The organism is Vibrio amylolyticus (assembly GCF_023145695.1).
Taxonomy (GTDB): domain Bacteria; phylum Pseudomonadota; class Gammaproteobacteria; order Enterobacterales; family Vibrionaceae; genus Vibrio; species Vibrio amylolyticus.
The window spans coordinates 148,759-167,144 of the sequence record NZ_JAJHVV010000007.1 but is presented as its reverse complement, the minus strand read 5'-3'; the positions used below and the strand labels follow the sequence as shown (position 1 = coordinate 167,144).

Here is an 18,386-nt window from a genome sequence, read left to right as displayed (position 1 = left end):
ACGATGAAAACAGTTAATGTGGTAGCGACATCTGCAGTGATGTTGGCCTTAGTGGGTTGTCAGTCGTCGACACAAGAGGGCAGTCACGCTCAAGCTAATCAGGCTCAAACTAACGGTTACTCACATACAAACGGCTATGAGCATAGCAATCACATGAGCCAAAGCGTTTATGAGGTGGAGTACCTAGCGGCAAAGAACTTTGCCCAACAAGCAGACCAACTGAGTAAAGCCTTTGGTGTGTATTGTGATAACCAATCGTCTGAAGATGCGATTAAAAATCAGTGGCACCAAACGATGCTGGCCTGGATGGCCTTGCAAGGTCAAGAGCGCGGGCCAGAGAAGGCATTAGAGCAGAGTTGGAATATTCAGTTTTGGCCAGACAAGAAAAATACGACAGGCCGAAAAATGGCGGCAATGACGTCGCAATCACAGTCATGGTCGCCGCAAGAGGTTTCGCAACAAAGCGTGACCGTTCAGGGGCTAGGTTCTATTGAGTGGTTGCTGTACGACTCTGCATCCCCCCTTAAGGGCTCTGAGTCAGTCTGTCATACGGGGTACGCCATAACTCAAAACCTGGCTAATAACGCCAATATCATTAGTACGTCTTGGCAAGAGAACCCATGGAATGAATTAGATGAGAAGCATTGGCGCTCGGAGTATATCTCTCTGCTCTCTAATCAGCTGGAATACAGCATGAAGAAAATGAGCCGACCACTCGCCAATTTTGGTAAGCCGAGACCTTATTTTTCAGAATCATGGCGCTCAGAAACCTCGATGCAGAATCTAAAAGCGAATATCGCTGCAATGCAGTCTCTCTATTTTGCTCAAGGATCGGGTCAGCCTACTAGCGAAAATGCTGATGGATTAGATCAAATATTAAGAGAGAGTGGGAAGCATCAGTTGGCCGACAGCATCACCAAGCAGTTTGAGCTTATGCTTGAGACTTGGCCCACAGAGCAAAGTTTGTTTGATCTGCTAAAAACCAAAGAGGGCACAAAAACCGCGTATGCTCAGTACAACAAGTTAGAGCATCTGAATTATTTGATTCGTGAAGAAGTCGCGATCGAACTGGGTATCGTTATAGGGTTTAATGCAACCGATGGTGACTGATAAAGCGCGTCGTTCGCTACTGAAAGCGGCGTTGTTTGGCGCAGCAACGCCTCTGCTTCCATTTGGCTGCGCTTCGACATCAAAAGCGAACGAACCAAGCTTAATCGGCTGCTCTATTAAAGGGCGTGACCGATTCTCGGCGGTTGTTGCAGATAGCAGTGGTAACCCAATACGTGATATTCCATTGCCTTCGCGAGGGCATGGTATAGCGATCAATAGCGCTTTACACCATGGTGTTGCTTTTTCCAGAAGGCCAGGCACTTACTTTGTGGTGTTTGATTACATGACGGGCGAGGTGATCAGTCACTCAGTTGCTAAGCAAGGCCGTCATTATTACGGGCATGGCGTTTATTCCAATGATGGTCAGTGGTTGTTCGCAACGGAAGGTGATAGCCGAACTAGTGCTGGGATCATTGGTGTTTATGATGTGAAAGCGGGCTATCAGAAAGTGGCGGAATTTACTGGGTTTGGATTAGGGCCGCATGAAGTGACTGCAATGCCCGACGGCTCGTTAGCAATTGGTGTTGGTGGCGTGCACACCGATGGTCGAATTCCAATGAATCTTGCTACAATGCAGCCAAGCTTGAGTTATCTAAACGCGAATGGAGAGTTGATTGAGCAGGTTGGCCTTGAAGACCAGCACCTGAGCATTCGTCATCTTGCTCATGATGGTGATAAAACGCTGCTGTGTGGCCAGCAGTATCGAGGTGACCCTGATGAGTCTCCTTCTTTGTTGGCTATGCATACGTCAGGCGGAGAAATGCAATCGCTTCTTGCTGAACCAGAACAATGGGCGAGGTTTAATCATTACATTGCGAGCATTGCTGCAACGAATCATTGGATTTTGGCTACGTCGCCAAGAGGGAACTGCTATGGAATCTGGTCGAAAGAGACGCGGCAGTTAGTTGAACTTGAATCACTTCCTGATGCTTCGGGTGTTGTAGCGCATCAGGATACATTTTATGTTAGCTCTGGCGCGGGTAATGTGGTGACAAAGTCCTCCCAGCTTCAAAGCCATAGGGCTCGTTCTGGTGTTCAATGGGACAATCACTGGTCTCGAATTTAGCTTGGGTAGGTTGATTTTTTTCATGAAATAAGTGTGAGTTTTTATTTGTTGTTTTGTGTGTTTTCTTGAATAGTCTATCGGTTTTATCTATGTGTTTTTGCTCCTCTATTTGTTATGTTTCTTTGTGAAATAATTGCTTACATCTATGCTCGGATATGCATCGAATTTATGATCTAAATTAATAAATCGTTACTTTTAAACTTCTATATTTCCGCTCGGTAAAGTCAACCAAATTAAAAATATAAGTAAAATATAAAGGAAATATATAATGAAAAAGCTATTAGCATTAGGTGTTGCAGCGGCACTTTCTTTCCCAGCAGCAGCTCAAGATACAGTTGTTGATGGAATGGATTTTGGCCCTCTAGCTCAACTAGTGGGTACATGGAAATCTGTTGATGCTGGCGGTATTGATATGTCTCCAGGCCAAGAAGGTTCTGATGCTGGTTTAGGCGGCCCTGCAGTAACACCTTTCTACGAAGTAATGACATTTGAAGTGGCAGCTGATGCGACTAACGCAAGTGATCAGTACCTTGTTGCTTTGTACTACAAGCAAGAAGTTTTCAGAAAAATTGACGATTCTAAGTTCCACGACCAACGTGGTTACTTGATTTACGATCAAGCGAACAACACAGTGTACAACTCTTTCTGTGTACCGCGTACAACGTGTGTAACTGCAGAAGGCGAAGCGGGCAACAACATGACGCTTAAAGCATCAAAGCGTGGTATTGCTGAGTCTGAGTACATGACAGACAACGCAACAACGACTGACTTCACGATGACGCTAAACATCACGCCAACTGAGTTTACGTACTCGCAAAACACGGTTCTTGATATCTACGGCAAGCCATTTGCACATACTGATTCAAGCACGCTTAAAAAAGTAAACTAAGCCTAACTAAATCAAAAAGAAGAGCCTTGTAACTTGCTTATAAGGCTCTTTTTTTATCCGCTATTTGTAGAATTTCTTATATAACTTGTCTGTTTCGCCATTATGGACCATCTCTTGTAGCGCTAGTTGAAATTTAAACGCAATAGAGTCTGGGCTAAGCGTACTCGGGGTATTGTCGATAGAAATAGGGTATTTATTACTGTAATTGGGGTTGGGTTGGTCATTGAAATGCTTTGATGCTCGTGAAAAACCGAGATATAAGGGGGTTACGCCACCACAGCAGTTTGGGTGAAGTTTGATCGAGGTGTTGCCACTAAGTTTGAGGTGGTATTCGAGTGAGGCTTTATTATAGATAAAGAAGTCACCTCTGTTTTTATTAAGTAGCTCAATCGCATCGTTCGTGCTCATTTCAGGCTCCGCATTGACAAGTACGCCACCAACTCCCTCTAAATAGTCAGGCCCACCTGACGCTTTGAGCAATGTGTAACCTTTCAGTTGTTCGAGGTGTTCAACGGTAGGGAAATCAGGTCGTGAGAGACCAATATCACCACCTGGTAAGCCGTTTTCTATATAGAAAATGTATTGGGATCTTTCCTGAGTGAAATTCAACCCTGGGTAGAAGTCGATTTCTCCTTCTCTTAATGATTTGAGTAATCGTTTTTTAGGCGCTCTGATGATTTCAATATTGCAGTCGATTTTTTCTGCAGCGCGTTGATAAAGTTCAGGATACAACCCTTGGTTTTCAGGTGCTTTGGTTATGAGAGGCGGGCGCTCGTTTGTACGGTATCCCATTTTGAGTGTGCAGGCGTGAGTAGGCAAAGCGCTAAAAAACGCACAAAAAATTAAAAGTATTGATCGGCATTGATAGCCTAATTGGATTCGTTTTGCGCTGTCGTTCACCTGCCGACCCTCGCTTTGGTATTACTTTTATAAGCGTAGACACAAGTAGCGTGCTTGTGTCTTAAATCGTCTGCCTAATATGTCAAAATTTAAGGTATTAACCATTATTATTCGTCAGGTAATACTGACTTCGCGATTTTCAATAACCAATGTGTCTTTTCGGTCTGGTAGTTTTTGTAGTGGAAGTAACTGTAAATATCTGGGGCGACAGCGGGTTCATTTAATTCAAATTGAAGAGTTCGGATGTCGCTTAGGCTATCGTAATTTGAAAAGCGAGAAACAGGCGCAATCATGTCACTAAATTGTACCGCTTCTAGAATAACTAAAGGCAGTTCAGAACGAAGGACAACATTGAGGTTTAACCCCAGTTTTTCAGCAATGATCTCAGCATTCGATACTCTTTCGTTCCAGTTAGGTGTCAATATTAAGCCAAACGGATATTGAGCCACTTCATCTGGCGTGATTGATGGGCCTTTATGTGGGTGATCTTTACGGCACATCATATGCAGTTTATCAGTGGCGAGCTTTTTCGAGACGAGTGATTTGAGAGTAAAGTCGCTGCTGTAGCTGATCGCAAGATCGATTTCACCATTCTCTATTTCATTTTGAGTATTCTGATTCCAAGTTCTAAAAGTGACACTTAAATTGGGGGCGGCTTGGCTTATCAGACGAAACATCTTAGAAGAGATGGCACTCATGAGAATTGGGGACACAGCTATCGTTATATCACCGGTTAATTGGGCCGGGTCAAAATCTTGCCGATTATTCAGCGTGACTTCTAGAGTATCTAATACAGGAGAAAGAGAAGTGAACAGCTCTTCACCATAAGGGGTTGGCGTTAATCCTTTGGTGCTTTTTACAAAGAGGTCATCTTCAAAATGCAGGCGTAATTTGTTCAGCGACTTACTGATCGCAGGTTGGGTAACAAATAGTCGAGCGGCCGCAAGGCGCATATTTCGTTCTTGAAAAAGAATACTAAAAACGCGCAGTAGATTTAAGTCGATACTGGTGTAGAGGTCTTTGGTCATTGATTCTATTAACTACTTGAAACGAATAGCAACAAGTTTAGCATAAACCTATGAAACTCTTACGTCAGGGGAATGTCATGACACCTGTTTAGTTCTCATCCTAGAGAGTTTTTTAACCACTGTTTAACGATTTGAACCTCATCAGGGTCACCATTGATGGTGATAAGGCGATTATTCAATGCCTCTTGTATATCGATCTGTTGATCGGCAATGGCACTCAGTACACTCATTTCACTGATGATCATTAAATCTTCATTGGTTGGTATTTTATCGTCTGGGTAATTCTCTAAAAATCGAAACTGAGCGTTGGACAGTATTGAATAGTGCCCTTCAATGGCTTGGTAGAAGGTTATCTGTAGATCTGGCTTGGTACTCGTGAGCTTTTGCCCAAGCTGCCAGTTGAGCATGGCATCTGGCTTTTCTAGATCGGGGAGAAAGTCATCTGCCGAGGCGATAGTAATACTTGAAATCGTCGTCAGCAAATAAGGGTGACTGGGAATCTGTAGGCCAAATCCGCTATGAAAATTACACGCAGTGGCATAAATCGAATAATAGAGTCACTAGCCATGAATGGCTTCGTGACGGGTTCAAGCTTTCCGCAAGGACATGGTAAGCTGAGTGGTATTAAGTGAAAAATAAAAAGCCCTAACACAAGTTTAGGGCTTTTTAATAAATGGTGGGGTCTATAGCAAGTTAGTGCTTTTTAGGCCCATTTCGAACCATTTCTTTACCCGTTTCGTATACTTCTTGAGTAACCCAACGAGCCAGAAGTAGCTTATTAGCACTATCAAATACCGCAACAAAGTGACGGCCATCAGCGTTATTTGTTGCCATACCAATACCTGCAACGCCTTCTAAGCCAAATCCACCATTTTCAATCTCAATGAGGAATTGCTCTAAATCTTGCAGGTTATCAATTACGCTAGAATCGTTATTCATGGGTCTACTCTTTTGATGTGGTTTGTCGTGTTTATTCTGTACTTATTATAGCTTAAGCGTTTGGCTTGCTGATTGCGTCAAGTTGAAGAACTGGAGCCGCATCGATGTCTTCGGCGTTCATCATTGCAGAAACTCGTTGCATTGAAGACAGCAGTAAGCTCTGTTCCCAAGCGTCTAGGTTTTGGAATTTGTTGACGAAATTATCTTGTAGAGGCTTCGGCGCGTTGCTCAAAAGCTCTTTGCCTTTTTCGGTCAAGTTTGCGTGGACTTTACGGCGATCAGATTCACTGCGTACACGTTGAACATAGCCGTTTAGCTCTAGACGATCGATAATGGTTGTCGTCGTTGCTTGGCTTACATTGGTGTGATTTGAAAGCTCTTTAATCGTAACATTATGTAGTTCTTGAATCGCACGCATTAAAATCAACTGAGGGCCCGTCAAACCGTACTCTTTACTCAGTTTTTTAGAATGTAGATCGATAGCTCGAATGATTTGGCGAATCGCGACTAGAATTTCATCATGTTTTTCCAAGAGACGGACCTTTGTGTATATGCGGTATGGTAAACGTAAGTGATACGTCGATAATTTTCCGCATTGTACTTATGTTTAGGCGATTCTCAATTTTTTTCTGAACAATGAAGGGAGATCTTATCCCTTCACTGTCATTTTTATGATTTAGGCAGCGTGATTCACCTGAAAATTACCGGTCAGGGCGTTGTAGAACTCACTATCATTGAGTATCCCGACAAGCTTGTTATCTTCGACCAGCAAGATTGGGTAGTGACTGAGCTGTTTTAGTTTAATCGCATCGCGCATGCCAATTTCTGGGCTAGTGACGACAACGGTTGAAGGGGTAATTTGAGTAAGGTCGTCGTCAGCTTCATGCCATTTGAACAAGGTTAGCGCTGAGTTTTCTGAAATTTGAACTTCACCTTGGTTTTGGTTGATCCACAAACCTTTGCTGTCGCAGATCTGCCAACGCTCTTCTTCTTGCTTTAACGACGCCAAAGGCTGCATGAGTGAACGTCCTTTAAGGACATTAAGCGGGTTGGTATGCGCCACAAAATCTTTCACATATTCAGTTTTCGGAGAAAGCACTATCTCCTCAGGTTTACCATGTTGAATCAGCTTTCCTGATTCCATGATGGCGATGTTGTTGCCAATTTTTAGTGCTTCGTCTAAATCGTGGCTTACGAACAAAATCGTTTTGTTGAGTTTGCTTTGAAGTAGCAGTAGCTCATCTTGAAGCTGTGCTCGTATCAGTGGGTCGAGCGCTGAAAATGGTTCATCCATAAGAAGGATATCGGTATCCATCGCAAAGGCGCGGGCTAGACCAACACGTTGCTGCATGCCACCCGAAAGTTCGTGCGGGAATTTACTCTCCCATTCAGCAAGGCCAACCATCTCGATTTGTTCACGTGCTTTCGCGCGGCGTTCGGCTTTTGGTACACCTTGCATCTCTAAACCGAAGGCTACGTTATCGAGTACAGACAACCAAGGCATCAGAGCAAACTTTTGGAATACCATTGATACGCGGTGAGTACGTAGGTGACGTAAGGTGGATTCGTCACATTGGGCTAAATCAACCTGTGTATCGCCATCTTTAATTTCTAACGTTCCACGGCTGATTTCGTTCAAGCCGTTTACTGCGCGAAGTAAGCTTGATTTGCCTGAACCAGATAACCCCATCAGTACGCAAATTTCGCCCTCTTTTACCGATAAAGAGACGTTATCAACGCCAACGACTTGGCCGATGTCGTCAATGATCTGTTGGCGAGTTTTACCTTGGTCAAGTTGCTCGAGTGCTTGTGCGGTTTTGTCACCAAAGACTACATCTAGGTTTTTAATCGTAATGGCATCGGAAGCTGAAGAAAGAGGTTCAATAGTCATCATTAAGCGTCCTTTTGATTGGGTGTTTTACATAAACGGTCAAGAATCATTGCAACCAGTACAATGGCTAAACCAGCTTCAAATCCTTGAGATATATTCACGGTGTTTAGTGCACGCACAACAGGTTTACCAAGACCGTCAGCCCCCACGAGTGCCGCGATGACCACCATAGAGAGCGATAACATAATGCATTGAGTCACACCGGCCATAATGCTTGGAAGCGCAGCGGGTAATTCCACTTTGAGTAGTAGTTTCATCTTGCTTGCACCAAAGGCCTTACCTGCTTCAATGAGTTCTTCTGGCACTTTAATGACGCCAAGGTAGGTGAGTCGAATAGGGGCTGCAATGGCAAAAATGATGGTAGAAATAAGGCCCGGTACGATGCCTAGTCCGAATAAAACAAGGGTCGGAATGAGGTATACAAACGTAGGGACCGTTTGCATTAAATCAAGAATAGGTCGAAGTGCAGTATAGAGCCACGGTCTGTGTGCAGCCATGATACCGACCGGTACGCCGATTAATACTGACATTGTGGTTGCAGCGAAAACGAGAACAAAGGTTTCTAGCATCTCTTGCCAGTAACCGAGGTTGAGAATAGTCAGTAGAGCCGCGACGACGAAAATCACAAGTGATGGCTTGCGATGCAAGAACCAAGCAATGGCTGCGGTCATTAGAATTGGTAGAGCAGGCGGCATCCATTTAAAAATATCGACCAAAAATAGGATGACCGTTTCTAAAAAGAACGAAATGGCGTCAAAAAAACCTGCCGCATTAATGGTTAGCCAGTCAACGCCCGCTTCCATCCATTGCCCTACAGGGATTTTGTTATCCGTAATAAAATTCACATTAATGCCTTTACTGTTTGTTTTTATCGATCTTGCTAAGAGAAGTTACTGAGATGATTTTTATTGTTTCTGTTTAAATCTATTGTCAAAGGGTGGGCCGAAACCCACCATGACTTTTACTATGCGACGATTGTTAAACGTTTGTTGAGTTATGCTTTAACTTGCTCTAGGTAGTCAGTCACTGCTTGTGCTGCTACATCGCCTTGAAGTGTTTTTACGTTTTCAAGCCACGCTTCTACTTGCTCTGGATTGTTATCAAGCCATTGCTGCGCTGCTTTTTCTGGTTGAACGTTTTGGTTCAAAATCGCTTCCATCAGTTCATTTTCCATCTCTAGCGTGAACTCTAGGTTTTGTAGAAGCTGACCGACGTTTTGGCACTCAGAAAGGTAGTTAGCACGTACGTTAGTGTAGACGTTAGCGCCACCGTAATTAGCGCCAAAGTAGTCATCGCCGCCTGATAGGTATTCCATTTCAACATTGCTGTTCATTGGGTGTGGTGCCCAACCTAGGTATACGATCCATTGGTTACGACGAACGGCGCGAGTCACTTGCGACACCATGCCCGCTTCACTTGATTCAACCAGGCTGAAGTCTTTAAGACCAAATGCATCAGAATCAATCATGTCTTGGATAAGGCGGTTACCATCGTTACCCGGCTCGATGCCATAAATGCGATCTCTGAATTTATCGGCATGCTTTTCTAGATCAGCAAAGCTTGTTACGCCTGCATCGTAAACGTATTTAGGCACAGCTAATGTGTACTTTGCGCCTTCTAGGTTTGCTCGTACGGTTTCAACCGTGCCCGCTTCACGGTATTTCGCGATGTCGCCTTCCATTGTCGGCATCCAGTTGCCAAGAAACACATCAATATCGCCATTCGCCATTGAAGAGTAGGTCACGGGCACTGACAGTAGGTCAATCTTAGTTGAGTAACCTAAGCCTTTAAGTAGTTCAGTGGTAATCGCCGTTGTTGCGGTGATGTCTGTCCAGCCTACATCGGCAAAGCGTACATTTTCACATTGTTGACCTTCGATAGCCGCTTGAGCGCTAAAGGCCAGTGAGCTAATGGCAAGTGTTGCGAGTGTCTTGTTGATCGTTGACATGTTGATTCCTTTTGATCGTTCCTTGAAACTGATGTCTACCAGTTCCTATTTTGTGTGTGGTCGGTGACGACTGACTGTCTGTATTTTCTATTTGTTTTTGTTATCTGGTTTACTCATTAAGAAAGCTGTCTAGTGTTCTCAATGGCGGGTTAATTCTTTGTTTCTCTTCCCATTCTGGTGCAATCCAAACAGGGACACTCTCTTGCGCAAGCATTGGTTTTCCTAAGATCATGTCTGCGGCTCGTTCTGCCACCATAATGGTCGGAGCATTGAGGTTTCCATTAGGGATCGTTGGGAATACAGAAGAGTCGACAACGCGAAGGTTGTTAATGCCGCGAACACGGCACTGCTCATCGAGTACTGCCATTGGGTCGTTATCTGATCCCATTTTGCAGCCACAAGAAGGGTGATAGGCACTTTCTACGTTCTCTTTTACCCATCGGTCGATATCTTCATCCGCAGTAATTTCTTCTCCCGGTTGAATCTCTTCACCACGGAAAGTATCCATCGCAGGTTGAGATAAAATCTCGCGAGTTAAGCGAATGCAGTCACGCCAATCTTGGCGATCTTGCTCAGTTGAGATGTAGTTGAATTTGATTTCAGGTTCAGCGTGAGGATCCGCAGAAGTAATAGACACCGTACCGCGGCTCTCTGGCTTATTTGGGCCAACATGAACTTGGAAGCCATGTCCATCAAATGCGGCTTGGCCATCGTATCGCATCGCGGCTGGAAGAAAGTGGTATTGAATGTTAGGCCATTTCAACCCTTTGCGTGAGCGAATAAAGGCGCACGATTCAAAATGGTTCGTTGCGCCAAGCCCTTTACGAGTGAGGAGCCACTCAGCGCCAATCATCCCTTTGCTGACTAAATCGAGCTTGCCGTTAAGCGTTATTGGCTGTTTACAGTGATACTGGAAGTAGACCTCTAAGTGATCTTGAAGGTTTTCACCAACGCCAGGCAGCTCATGTTTTAGTTCTACGCCTGCGTTTTTCAGTACCGCTTTAGGGCCGATACCAGAGAGTTGTAGAAGTTGAACAGAGCCGATAGAGCCTGCGCTTGAAATGACTTCTTTATTAGCGCGGGCTTCAATGGTCTTGCCTGATTTTTCAAACTCAACACCGACTGCGGTATTATTCTCAAGTAGGATTTGGCGCGTAATCACCCCTTTCATTAGAGTGAGGTTTGAACGTTTCAGTGCACGTCGAAGGTAAGCGTTTGAGGTGGAAGCGCGAATGCCTTTTTCAACCGTCATGTGCATCGGGCCAAAGCCTTCTTGCTGATAACCGTTGTAATCTTCAGTTTTCGGGTAGCCGGCATCTTGACCTGCGTCGATAAAGGCTTGGTAAAGAAGATTCAGTTCCATTTCATTACCGCCACAGGTGCCTAATGGGCCATTGCCACCACGGTATTTATCTTCGCCTTGAATCCATGTTTCAGCACGGCGGAAGTAGGGTAAACAAGCTTGGTAGTTCCAGCCCGCTGCGCCTTTTTCTTCCCATTCATCAAAATCACAAGCATGACCACGAACATACACCATGCCATTAATGGAAGAGCTACCACCGAGCACTTTCCCGCGTGGGCAGTGCAGCTGTCGCCCATCAAGGCCTGACTCTTTCTCAGTTTCAAATTGCCACGTGTATTTATCCGTGTTCATTGGGTATGAAAGCGCTGTTGGCATCTGGATGAAAATACTCATATCCGATCCGCCAGCTTCTAAAAGTAATACGCTGTGTTGACCGCTTTCCGTTAGCCGATCGGCTAATACGCAGCCGGCCGAACCCGCACCGACGATAATATAATCGTAGCGTTGTTGCATGTTGTGTCTCCGTGGTGTCTAGCTCTTCAGTCCTTACTTACGTTTCGACTTAAGTACAGGTAGAGAGCTAGAAAACTTATCATTCTGTTGTCAGGTGTTTTTTACTGTCTAGCCATCTAAGCGTAAGGGCTAGCGTAGTCACCAAGCTCGATAAGAATGCTCTTAGTTTGAGTGTAATGAAGTAGGGTTTCTGGCCCGTTTTCGCGCCCAATTCCTGAGTCTTTGTAGCCGCCAACCGGCATCTCGGCGGGTGAGTCACCCCAAGTGTTCACCCAACAGATCCCTGCTTGCATTTGATGAATAACACGGTGAGCACAAGAAAGGTTCTGAGTGAAAATACCCGCTGCGAGGCCGTATTTAGTATCGTTGGCACGGCGAATGACATCGTCTTCGTCGGTAAATTTAAGCACTGACATGACAGGGCCAAAAATCTCTTGCTGCACGTGCGGCATGTCGTCTTGGCAATCAACAAAGACGGTTGGAATGACAAAATTGCCATTTTCTAAACCATTGTCAGTCACTTGATAACCGCCAGTTAGCAAGGTTGCACCTGAAGATTTTGCTTGGCTAATAGCTTCAAGGACTTTGTTTAAATGCTCTTTAGATATCAGCGCACCAATTTGAGTATTGATATCCATTGGATCGCCGATAATAAGCTTTTCAGTGCGTGTTTTTAGCTGTTCAACAAAGTCGTCATAGATATTTTCATGAACGAAGACGCGCGTACCGTTAGTGCACACTTCGCCCTGAGTGTAGAAATTCGCCACCATTGACGCTGATACGGCATCGTCTAATTTTGCGTCGTCAAACACGATCATTGGTGATTTACCACCAAGCTCCATGGTGACGCTTTTCAGTGTTTTCGCACTGTCGGCCATTACAGCCTTGCCTGTTCCTGTTTCGCCTGTGAATGATACTTTCGCGATCGCAGGATGTGCGGTTAGCATTTTCCCGACGCGATAGTCACCTTGGACAACGTTAAATACGCCATCTGGCAGTCCTGCTTCTGTGAATATTTCAGCTAGCTTCAGAGCAGTTAGAGGGGTTTCTTCTGATGGTTTGAAAATCATTGCATTGCCTGCTGCTAGAGCAGGGGCCGATTTCCACATGGCGATTTGAATTGGGTAGTTCCACGCGCCAATACCTGCACAGATACCTAATGGTTCGCGGCGAGTATAGAAAAATTGCGTATCGCTAAGAGGTTGTTGCTCACCTTGCATGCTAGGCACAAGCCCTGCGAAGTACTCAATCACGTCTGCGCCAGAGGCTATATCGACCTCAATCGCCTCTTGAAGGGGCTTACCAGTATCGGCCACTTCAAGTTCTGCAAGTTCATTGTTTCGTGCTCTAAGTATCTCTACCGCTTTAAGTAGAATACGGCTGCGTTCCGTTGCCGACATTGCAGACCAAACTGCGAATCCACGCTGTGCCGATTCAATGGCACTTTCAACATCTTGAATGGATGCTTGACCAAGGGTAGCAATGACGTCGCCATTAGCTGGATTTATGCTGGTAAAGGTCTCACCCGAGGTTGCTGGTGTATTTTTACCGTCGATGTATAACGAATTCATTTCCATTTGAAGCTCTAACTTAGTCATTTTTATGAGTGGTTTTAGAATTGGATGAATAAAACGTGAGCTGTTTATCCAAGTAGTCATTGATGAGAGCACGGGCTTTATCTGCGTTGATCCCTTCAGGGTTCAGTGTGCCTCGTAGCCAGATTCCATCAATGAGAGAAGCAATACCATGAGCCACGAGTTCAGCTTGATCTCGGCTCAATAGTGCTTTTAATTCAATTCTTAAATGAGATAGCAGACGCTTTTCATTTACACGCTGTAAGCGTTTGAGTTGTGCGTCGTGCATTGAGTAAGACCAAAAGGCGAGCCAGGTTTTAGCAACCATGTTTTCAGCTTGGAACCCTTCAAAGTTACCGCTGATGATGGCATTGATCCTTTGTTGGTGGGCATCTGCAGGTAAGGCTTTTAGTAACCCACCAATCGTCACGGAGTGCTGACGAAGGATCGCGCGCATAGTTTCTTCTAACAGCCCATGCTTACCACCAAAATAGTGATTAATGATCCCAGTCGATACGCCCGCTTCTTTGCTGATCAAAGCGATGCTTGCTGCATGTAAACCAACGCGATCAATAACCGCCATCGTTGCTTTTACAAGCTGCGGTTTACGTATGTCAGGCATCCCAACCTTGGGCATTTTTGGTCCCTTTTATTTTTTATTGAACGTTCAATTAAGTATAAAATGACAGAATAATCATTAGAGTTCAAATGATTATTTGTGTGGAGGTTTGGGATTCTTGTGTGGAGTGTCAATGCAATTGTTTGTAAATCAATTGGTTAGTTTTATTTGAGAGCTAAGCATTAGAGGTGTAAAGATTTGTGTTGTGATGTTTATTGGTCGAAGGTTTTTAACAGTTACCGCTGAAGAGACAGGGAAGAAGAGATCAAAAAAGCACAGACAATGGTCTGTGCTTTTAGTAATAGCAAACGGATTATTGCTATAACTGATTCGCTAATTAAACTCGTAAGTGTAGGAGATACCCATACGGTTGTTTTGGCCGAAATCGTCGTCTGCCATTACACCAAAGAAATTGAACGATTGAGCCTCTGTCAGTTTGTGGCTTAGCCCTGCACCAACCCAGTAACCAGAGTAATTATCAGAGCCCATTGAACCGCCACCAAATGTCATTAGTGACCATTTTTCATTAAGCGGCTTTAAGGCAAACATACCCACATAACCACCATGTGAGGTAAAACGAGTCATCACGTAATCGTCGTTACTTTCGTTCTTTTCTCCGGCTATTTCACCATCGTTATAGCTGTATCCCGCCATTGGAAAAATTTGCCAGCCATACGGAGTAATATCAAAATAACTCAGTGGTACAAACGAGCCAATGCTGTAGTTATTCTTATAACCATCATGATCGTACTCAGAGCGACTGAAGTTAAAATTGAGAATACCCATTGGCAAAAGCCAAGAGCCACCGACACGCCATTCGTCACCTTCAGAGTTAATACGAGCATTGATCATACGAGCATCATCAAGCCCGATAGAGCCTGAAAACTGCACGCCATCAACATAAGCAAGACCCGCTTTAGTGACGATTTTTGTTGGATCTTCATGGTGCTTCTCTTCTTCAGCTTGTACGCCGAATGCGCACAAGCTTAAAGAAAGCAAACTGATTAAAGGTTTGTTCATTATTTATTCTTTGTAGAGAGCGTTAACTTAGAAAGTTACGCTCATGCCAACGAAGTGGATACGACCGTCAAATGTGCCATTAATTCCAACACTTGCAGGGCCAATATTACGTTCTGCAATATCTACGCTACCAAGATCAGCAAACTCGTAGAAGACATCAAAGGTGTAGTTATCCCAGCTTGTGGTTGCACCGACAGAGTAGCGGTATTGTTCGCCAACAGGCAGGTCAACCCACTGTTTGCTAGGGTCATCCTGTGGTGAAGTTTCATAAGAGAAGCCAGCTTTCAAACGCCAGTCAGCGTTCAGTTGGTAATCTGCACCAATAGCAAATTTCCATACATCATCCCAATCACGATCGATTGTATTTAGACCAATTGGATTTCTATCCAATTGACCAAAGTCAAACACGGTCTCATCCCATTCACTCCAGCGGTGCAGTTGAACTGAAGCTAGAATATTGAGTTGGTTAGTCGCGGCGTAGCTTGCACTCATATCAACGATTGCAGGCACTGAAATTTCAGAAGACACGCCTAGGCTTCCAGCATTAGCACTAATATCGGTTGAGAAATCGTGCTCTACTTTAGATCGGAAGCTAAAGCCTAGGTCTAGTTTGTCACTCTGCTTGTACATTACACCAGCGTTAAAACCGTATGCCCAATCAGACGATTTTTCCAGTTGTACATTACCAGCGCCCATACCCATTTCTAGAGATGCCCAGTTGAACTGTGCTCCAATACCCCAAGAAACTTGGTCAGTTACGCGAAAGCTAAGTGAAGGGTTAAACTGAACGGCAGTTAGAGTCGTATCAGTCATCATCATGTTACCAGCCCACTCATTGCCGTAGCTTACGCTTGAGCCGCCAACGGTGCCAAGCGCTAAACCTAGGTGAACGTCGTCGTTTAATTGACGAGTGTGGAAGATACCGATAGAAGGCATAACCGTATCAGCTTTCGCGTTACCTGTTGAGTCGTTTGCGTCGGTATACTTCATCTCTAGATCAAGAAGCATTGTATTTATGGTGGTCATGCTTTCGCCCATGTGAGACATGGTTGCAGGGTTAGCCCACATTGCCGCTGCTGACTGAGTGTAAACACCGTCACCTGCACCAGTTGTACCTGCGTTAGCAATGATAGCTTCTTGCATGAATAAGCCACTAGCGTTAGCAGCGGTTGCGCTAAAGATAGCCGCACCTAAAAGGGATAGGGCGAAAACAGGCGTCGTGCGGCGATGTTTAGTGTGTAGAGTACGGGACATTGATGTTTGCATTATTTAGTCACTCTTATAGGAAGCTTCCCTGCCTCTAACGAAAGCCTATGAATCCTTGTGACATAGACGGGTAAATTTGCGTTGAATTGTAACTAAACGTTCCCGTACAATTGGAATAAAGCTTATTCCGACTTAATACTTGCAATGTAGGTTTAAAAACGACTTGAGCCAGAAAGGTCTTTCGATGCTGAGATATAACCTTGAAATTTAAGAGGTCTTTGAGCTGGCTGAAATGATAGACTTATAAAATAACAATAAAACTAGATGCTCAAATCTAGGCTCAATAATCCATTTCAATACACTTTTTAATAACAGTAGAAATAAAAACAGACAGTGATGACTTAAATGAATGACTTAAATGCCCTACATGTATTCTTAGCGTTAATGCATACACGCTCTACGCAAAGGGCGGCAACCAAGTTGGGCCGTTCACAGTCTTATGTGTCCAAAGTATTGGCGCAGTTGCGCGAAGATTTAGGGGATCCGCTTTTTTTGAGAAACTCGATGGGGCTTGTTCCCACCAGTTACGCCGAGTCGATTGAACCTAAAGTCAGAAATGCTCTTGAGCAACTTACAATAGCACTCGAGCCTGAGCAGTTTGCCCCAATGTCCTTGGATAAGGTGACGATTCATATTGTTAGCCCTTATTTGGCCAATATTGGTAAAGATTTGATTGTGGCATTGAGAAAAGAGACTCAAGCTGTTATTGAGTTACGTCAATGGACTCAAAATTCGGAAGCGTTGATATTGGCAGAAGAAGTGGATATTGGTCTTCACGCGATTAACGATAAGCCACAAACCTTTTATCAAAAACGGATTCACTCTGGTGCAGGGTATTTCGCGGGGAATAAAGACGGAGAATACGTAAAGTTTTTAATACCGGGCGTTAACGACACGACTGAGCATTTTCGAGTGCTTGATCCTAATATTGACGTCGGGATTATTGTTGATAATCAGGTCGTGATGAATGAGCTAATGGACACCTGCTTTACCCTTAAATATGAACCTTATTTTGAGTCAGAGCATCACCATAAACTCAATCTAGATGTGGCGTTAATCATCAAAGCGGCCCTTCGTCATTCGCCAAAGCAACAGTGGTTAGCAAGCATTATGGAGCCGATTATCAAAAACAATGTTGAGGCGTGGATAGAGGGGAATAAATAACGCTCTATCAAATTTTTGAACAAAAAAGGGAAACTAATGATTAGCTTCCCTTTTTTTTATGTGTTTTGGCTTTTATCGCCCTGTTATCACTATGTGTAGAAAGTGATAACAGGGGGAGCGATAATTACAGAGCCGATAGGTACGCTTTGTATGATTTCAAGCGAACCGTTGCACCACCAATGATGTCCATAAAGCCAAGCATTGGGTGAGGCTTTTTAGCAGAAACCCAACCTGAACCCGTTGCACCAATTGGCACGTTGTAACCTTCAGGTTCGTCAAATTCAATAACAATAGTACGACCATGTGAGCCCATGTTGTTGCCAACGTGTTGGCGAACATGCTGTGAACCATTAAGTACAGATACACGCGCTTCACCCGTACCCGTTGTGACACTGTGTACTCGGCCACGGAAGATTTCACCTGGGTAGGAATCAACATAGAATTCAGCAAATTGGCCGATCTCAATGCCGCGGAACGTTTGGTCTGCAATACGCATCTCCACGAATTTTTTGCCTGTATTGTATAGGTGCATGTTACCAACACGCGTTCCGTCAACAAGGTTTGTGATTGCAAGCTGCCCATCAAATGGGGCACGCACTTCACGACGAGCATTTTGCCATTTAGCCGTTGCTACTTGAGCATCAATCGCAAGAATTTGTGCGTTAGCGGAAGCAATTTGAGCATGTGTTGACTCGATACTGGTTTGAAGATCATCACGTGTTGATTGCTGCGCAAAATCATCCAATCTCTTTAAACGGTCAAGGTTACGTTCGTCGTTTTCAATTTTAAGAGTCAACGCCAATATCTCAGCACGCAGTGCTTTTTGCTGTGCATCTAAACCTTCAAGTTGGTATTCGGTATCTTCCGCTTTCAACGTATAGATCAGGTCACCTTTTTTTACCATCTGGTTATGGTCAACAAATACCTGTTCAACTTCTTGACCTAACAGTGGACTAAGAACCGCATGCGGTGCTTTTACTGTTGTCGAGTCTGTTAAGTCTGCAGGAGACCAAAAACGGTGCGCAGTAAAGAGTGCAAATGCGAGCATTACACCCGTACCAATGATGATAACTGCGTTACGCAATGTCCATGCAACAACCCCTGTTTTTACAAGGATCCAACAGATAAGGACATAAGGGAGCATTATTTCTTTCAT

The 18,386-nt window shown here is 44.3% G+C and carries 18 protein-coding genes; 4 read left to right on the top strand and 14 right to left on the bottom strand.

The annotated features are described in order from the left end of the window. Positions 1–3 precede the first annotated feature (3 nt). The 3 genes from KP803_RS12595 (at position 4) to KP803_RS12585 (ending at position 3,065) form a co-directional block, all read left to right on the top strand. On the top strand, positions 4–1,110 hold the full coding sequence (locus KP803_RS12595; protein WP_248009187.1) for an imelysin family protein: 1,107 nt from the start codon (positions 4–6) through the stop codon (positions 1,108–1,110). Beyond that, complete coding sequence (locus KP803_RS12590; RefSeq protein WP_248009186.1) at positions 1,091–2,176, top strand: DUF1513 domain-containing protein; 1,086 nt, start codon at positions 1,091–1,093, stop codon at positions 2,174–2,176. The genes KP803_RS12595 and KP803_RS12590 overlap by 20 nt, the downstream gene beginning before the upstream one ends. Before the next feature lie 268 nt (positions 2,177–2,444). Beyond that, on the top strand, positions 2,445–3,065 hold the full coding sequence (locus KP803_RS12585) for a heme-binding beta-barrel domain-containing protein (protein ID WP_248009185.1): 621 nt from the start codon (positions 2,445–2,447) through the stop codon (positions 3,063–3,065). A 60-nt stretch (positions 3,066–3,125) separates the two neighbouring features. On the opposite strand, the gene KP803_RS12580 is transcribed toward KP803_RS12585, so the two are convergent. The 13 genes from KP803_RS12580 to KP803_RS12520 all read right to left on the bottom strand — a co-directional run bounded on the left by KP803_RS12580 (position 3,126) and on the right by KP803_RS12520 (position 16,054). Beyond that, the gene (locus KP803_RS12580) at positions 3,126–3,857 is read right to left on the bottom strand and encodes a substrate-binding periplasmic protein (protein WP_248009184.1); all 732 of its coding nucleotides are present in this window, start codon (positions 3,855–3,857) and stop codon (positions 3,126–3,128) included. A 215-nt stretch (positions 3,858–4,072) separates the two neighbouring features. Next, on the bottom strand, positions 4,073–4,993 hold the full coding sequence (locus KP803_RS12575; protein ID WP_248009183.1) for a LysR family transcriptional regulator: 921 nt from the start codon (positions 4,991–4,993) through the stop codon (positions 4,073–4,075). A 95-nt stretch (positions 4,994–5,088) separates the two neighbouring features. Beyond that, positions 5,089–5,475, bottom strand: a complete 387-nt coding sequence (locus KP803_RS12570) for a hypothetical protein (RefSeq protein ID WP_248009182.1) — start codon at positions 5,473–5,475, stop codon at positions 5,089–5,091. 211 nt (positions 5,476–5,686) lie between these two features. Then, positions 5,687–5,932 (bottom strand): hypothetical protein, encoded by a 246-nt coding sequence (locus KP803_RS12565; RefSeq protein ID WP_248009181.1) that lies wholly within the window; start codon positions 5,930–5,932, stop codon positions 5,687–5,689. Between the two features lie 52 nt (positions 5,933–5,984). Beyond that, positions 5,985–6,464 (bottom strand): MarR family winged helix-turn-helix transcriptional regulator, encoded by a 480-nt coding sequence (locus KP803_RS12560; protein WP_248009180.1) that lies wholly within the window; start codon positions 6,462–6,464, stop codon positions 5,985–5,987. A gap of 144 nt (positions 6,465–6,608) precedes the next feature. Then, positions 6,609–7,823 (bottom strand): choline ABC transporter ATP-binding protein, encoded by a 1,215-nt coding sequence (gene choV, locus KP803_RS12555; RefSeq protein ID WP_248009332.1) that lies wholly within the window; start codon positions 7,821–7,823, stop codon positions 6,609–6,611. 2 nt (positions 7,824–7,825) lie between these two features. Further along, positions 7,826–8,668 carry a choline ABC transporter permease subunit gene (choW, locus tag KP803_RS12550; protein ID WP_248009179.1) on the bottom strand — a complete coding sequence of 281 codons (843 nt, stop codon included), beginning with the start codon at positions 8,666–8,668 and terminating at the stop codon, positions 7,826–7,828. A 149-nt stretch (positions 8,669–8,817) separates the two neighbouring features. Further along, positions 8,818–9,771, bottom strand: coding sequence for a choline ABC transporter substrate-binding protein (locus KP803_RS12545; RefSeq protein WP_248009178.1), 954 nt, complete (start codon positions 9,769–9,771; stop codon positions 8,818–8,820). A gap of 109 nt (positions 9,772–9,880) precedes the next feature. Further along, entirely contained in the window at positions 9,881–11,587 is a 1,707-nt protein-coding gene (gene betA, locus KP803_RS12540; protein ID WP_248009177.1) for a choline dehydrogenase, read from the bottom strand. Positions 11,588–11,703: 116 nt separating this feature from the next. Next, positions 11,704–13,164, bottom strand: coding sequence for a betaine-aldehyde dehydrogenase (gene betB, locus KP803_RS12535; RefSeq protein ID WP_248009176.1), 1,461 nt, complete (start codon positions 13,162–13,164; stop codon positions 11,704–11,706). Between the two features lie 13 nt (positions 13,165–13,177). Then, positions 13,178–13,798 (bottom strand): transcriptional regulator BetI, encoded by a 621-nt coding sequence (gene betI, locus KP803_RS12530; RefSeq protein WP_248009175.1) that lies wholly within the window; start codon positions 13,796–13,798, stop codon positions 13,178–13,180. 315 nt (positions 13,799–14,113) lie between these two features. Beyond that, complete coding sequence (locus KP803_RS12525; RefSeq protein ID WP_248009174.1) at positions 14,114–14,800, bottom strand: hypothetical protein; 687 nt, start codon at positions 14,798–14,800, stop codon at positions 14,114–14,116. 27 nt (positions 14,801–14,827) lie between these two features. After that, positions 14,828–16,054, bottom strand: a complete 1,227-nt coding sequence (locus tag KP803_RS12520; RefSeq protein ID WP_248009331.1) for an OmpP1/FadL family transporter — start codon at positions 16,052–16,054, stop codon at positions 14,828–14,830. Positions 16,055–16,411: 357 nt separating this feature from the next. Here KP803_RS12520 and KP803_RS12515 point away from each other — a divergent pair, with 357 nt between their 5' ends. Continuing rightward, complete coding sequence (locus tag KP803_RS12515; protein ID WP_248009173.1) at positions 16,412–17,230, top strand: LysR family transcriptional regulator; 819 nt, start codon at positions 16,412–16,414, stop codon at positions 17,228–17,230. A 124-nt stretch (positions 17,231–17,354) separates the two neighbouring features. On the opposite strand, the gene KP803_RS12510 is transcribed toward KP803_RS12515, so the two are convergent. Further along, a complete protein-coding gene (locus KP803_RS12510; protein WP_248009172.1) occupies positions 17,355–18,386 on the bottom strand; it encodes an HlyD family secretion protein in 1,032 nt (343 codons plus the stop codon).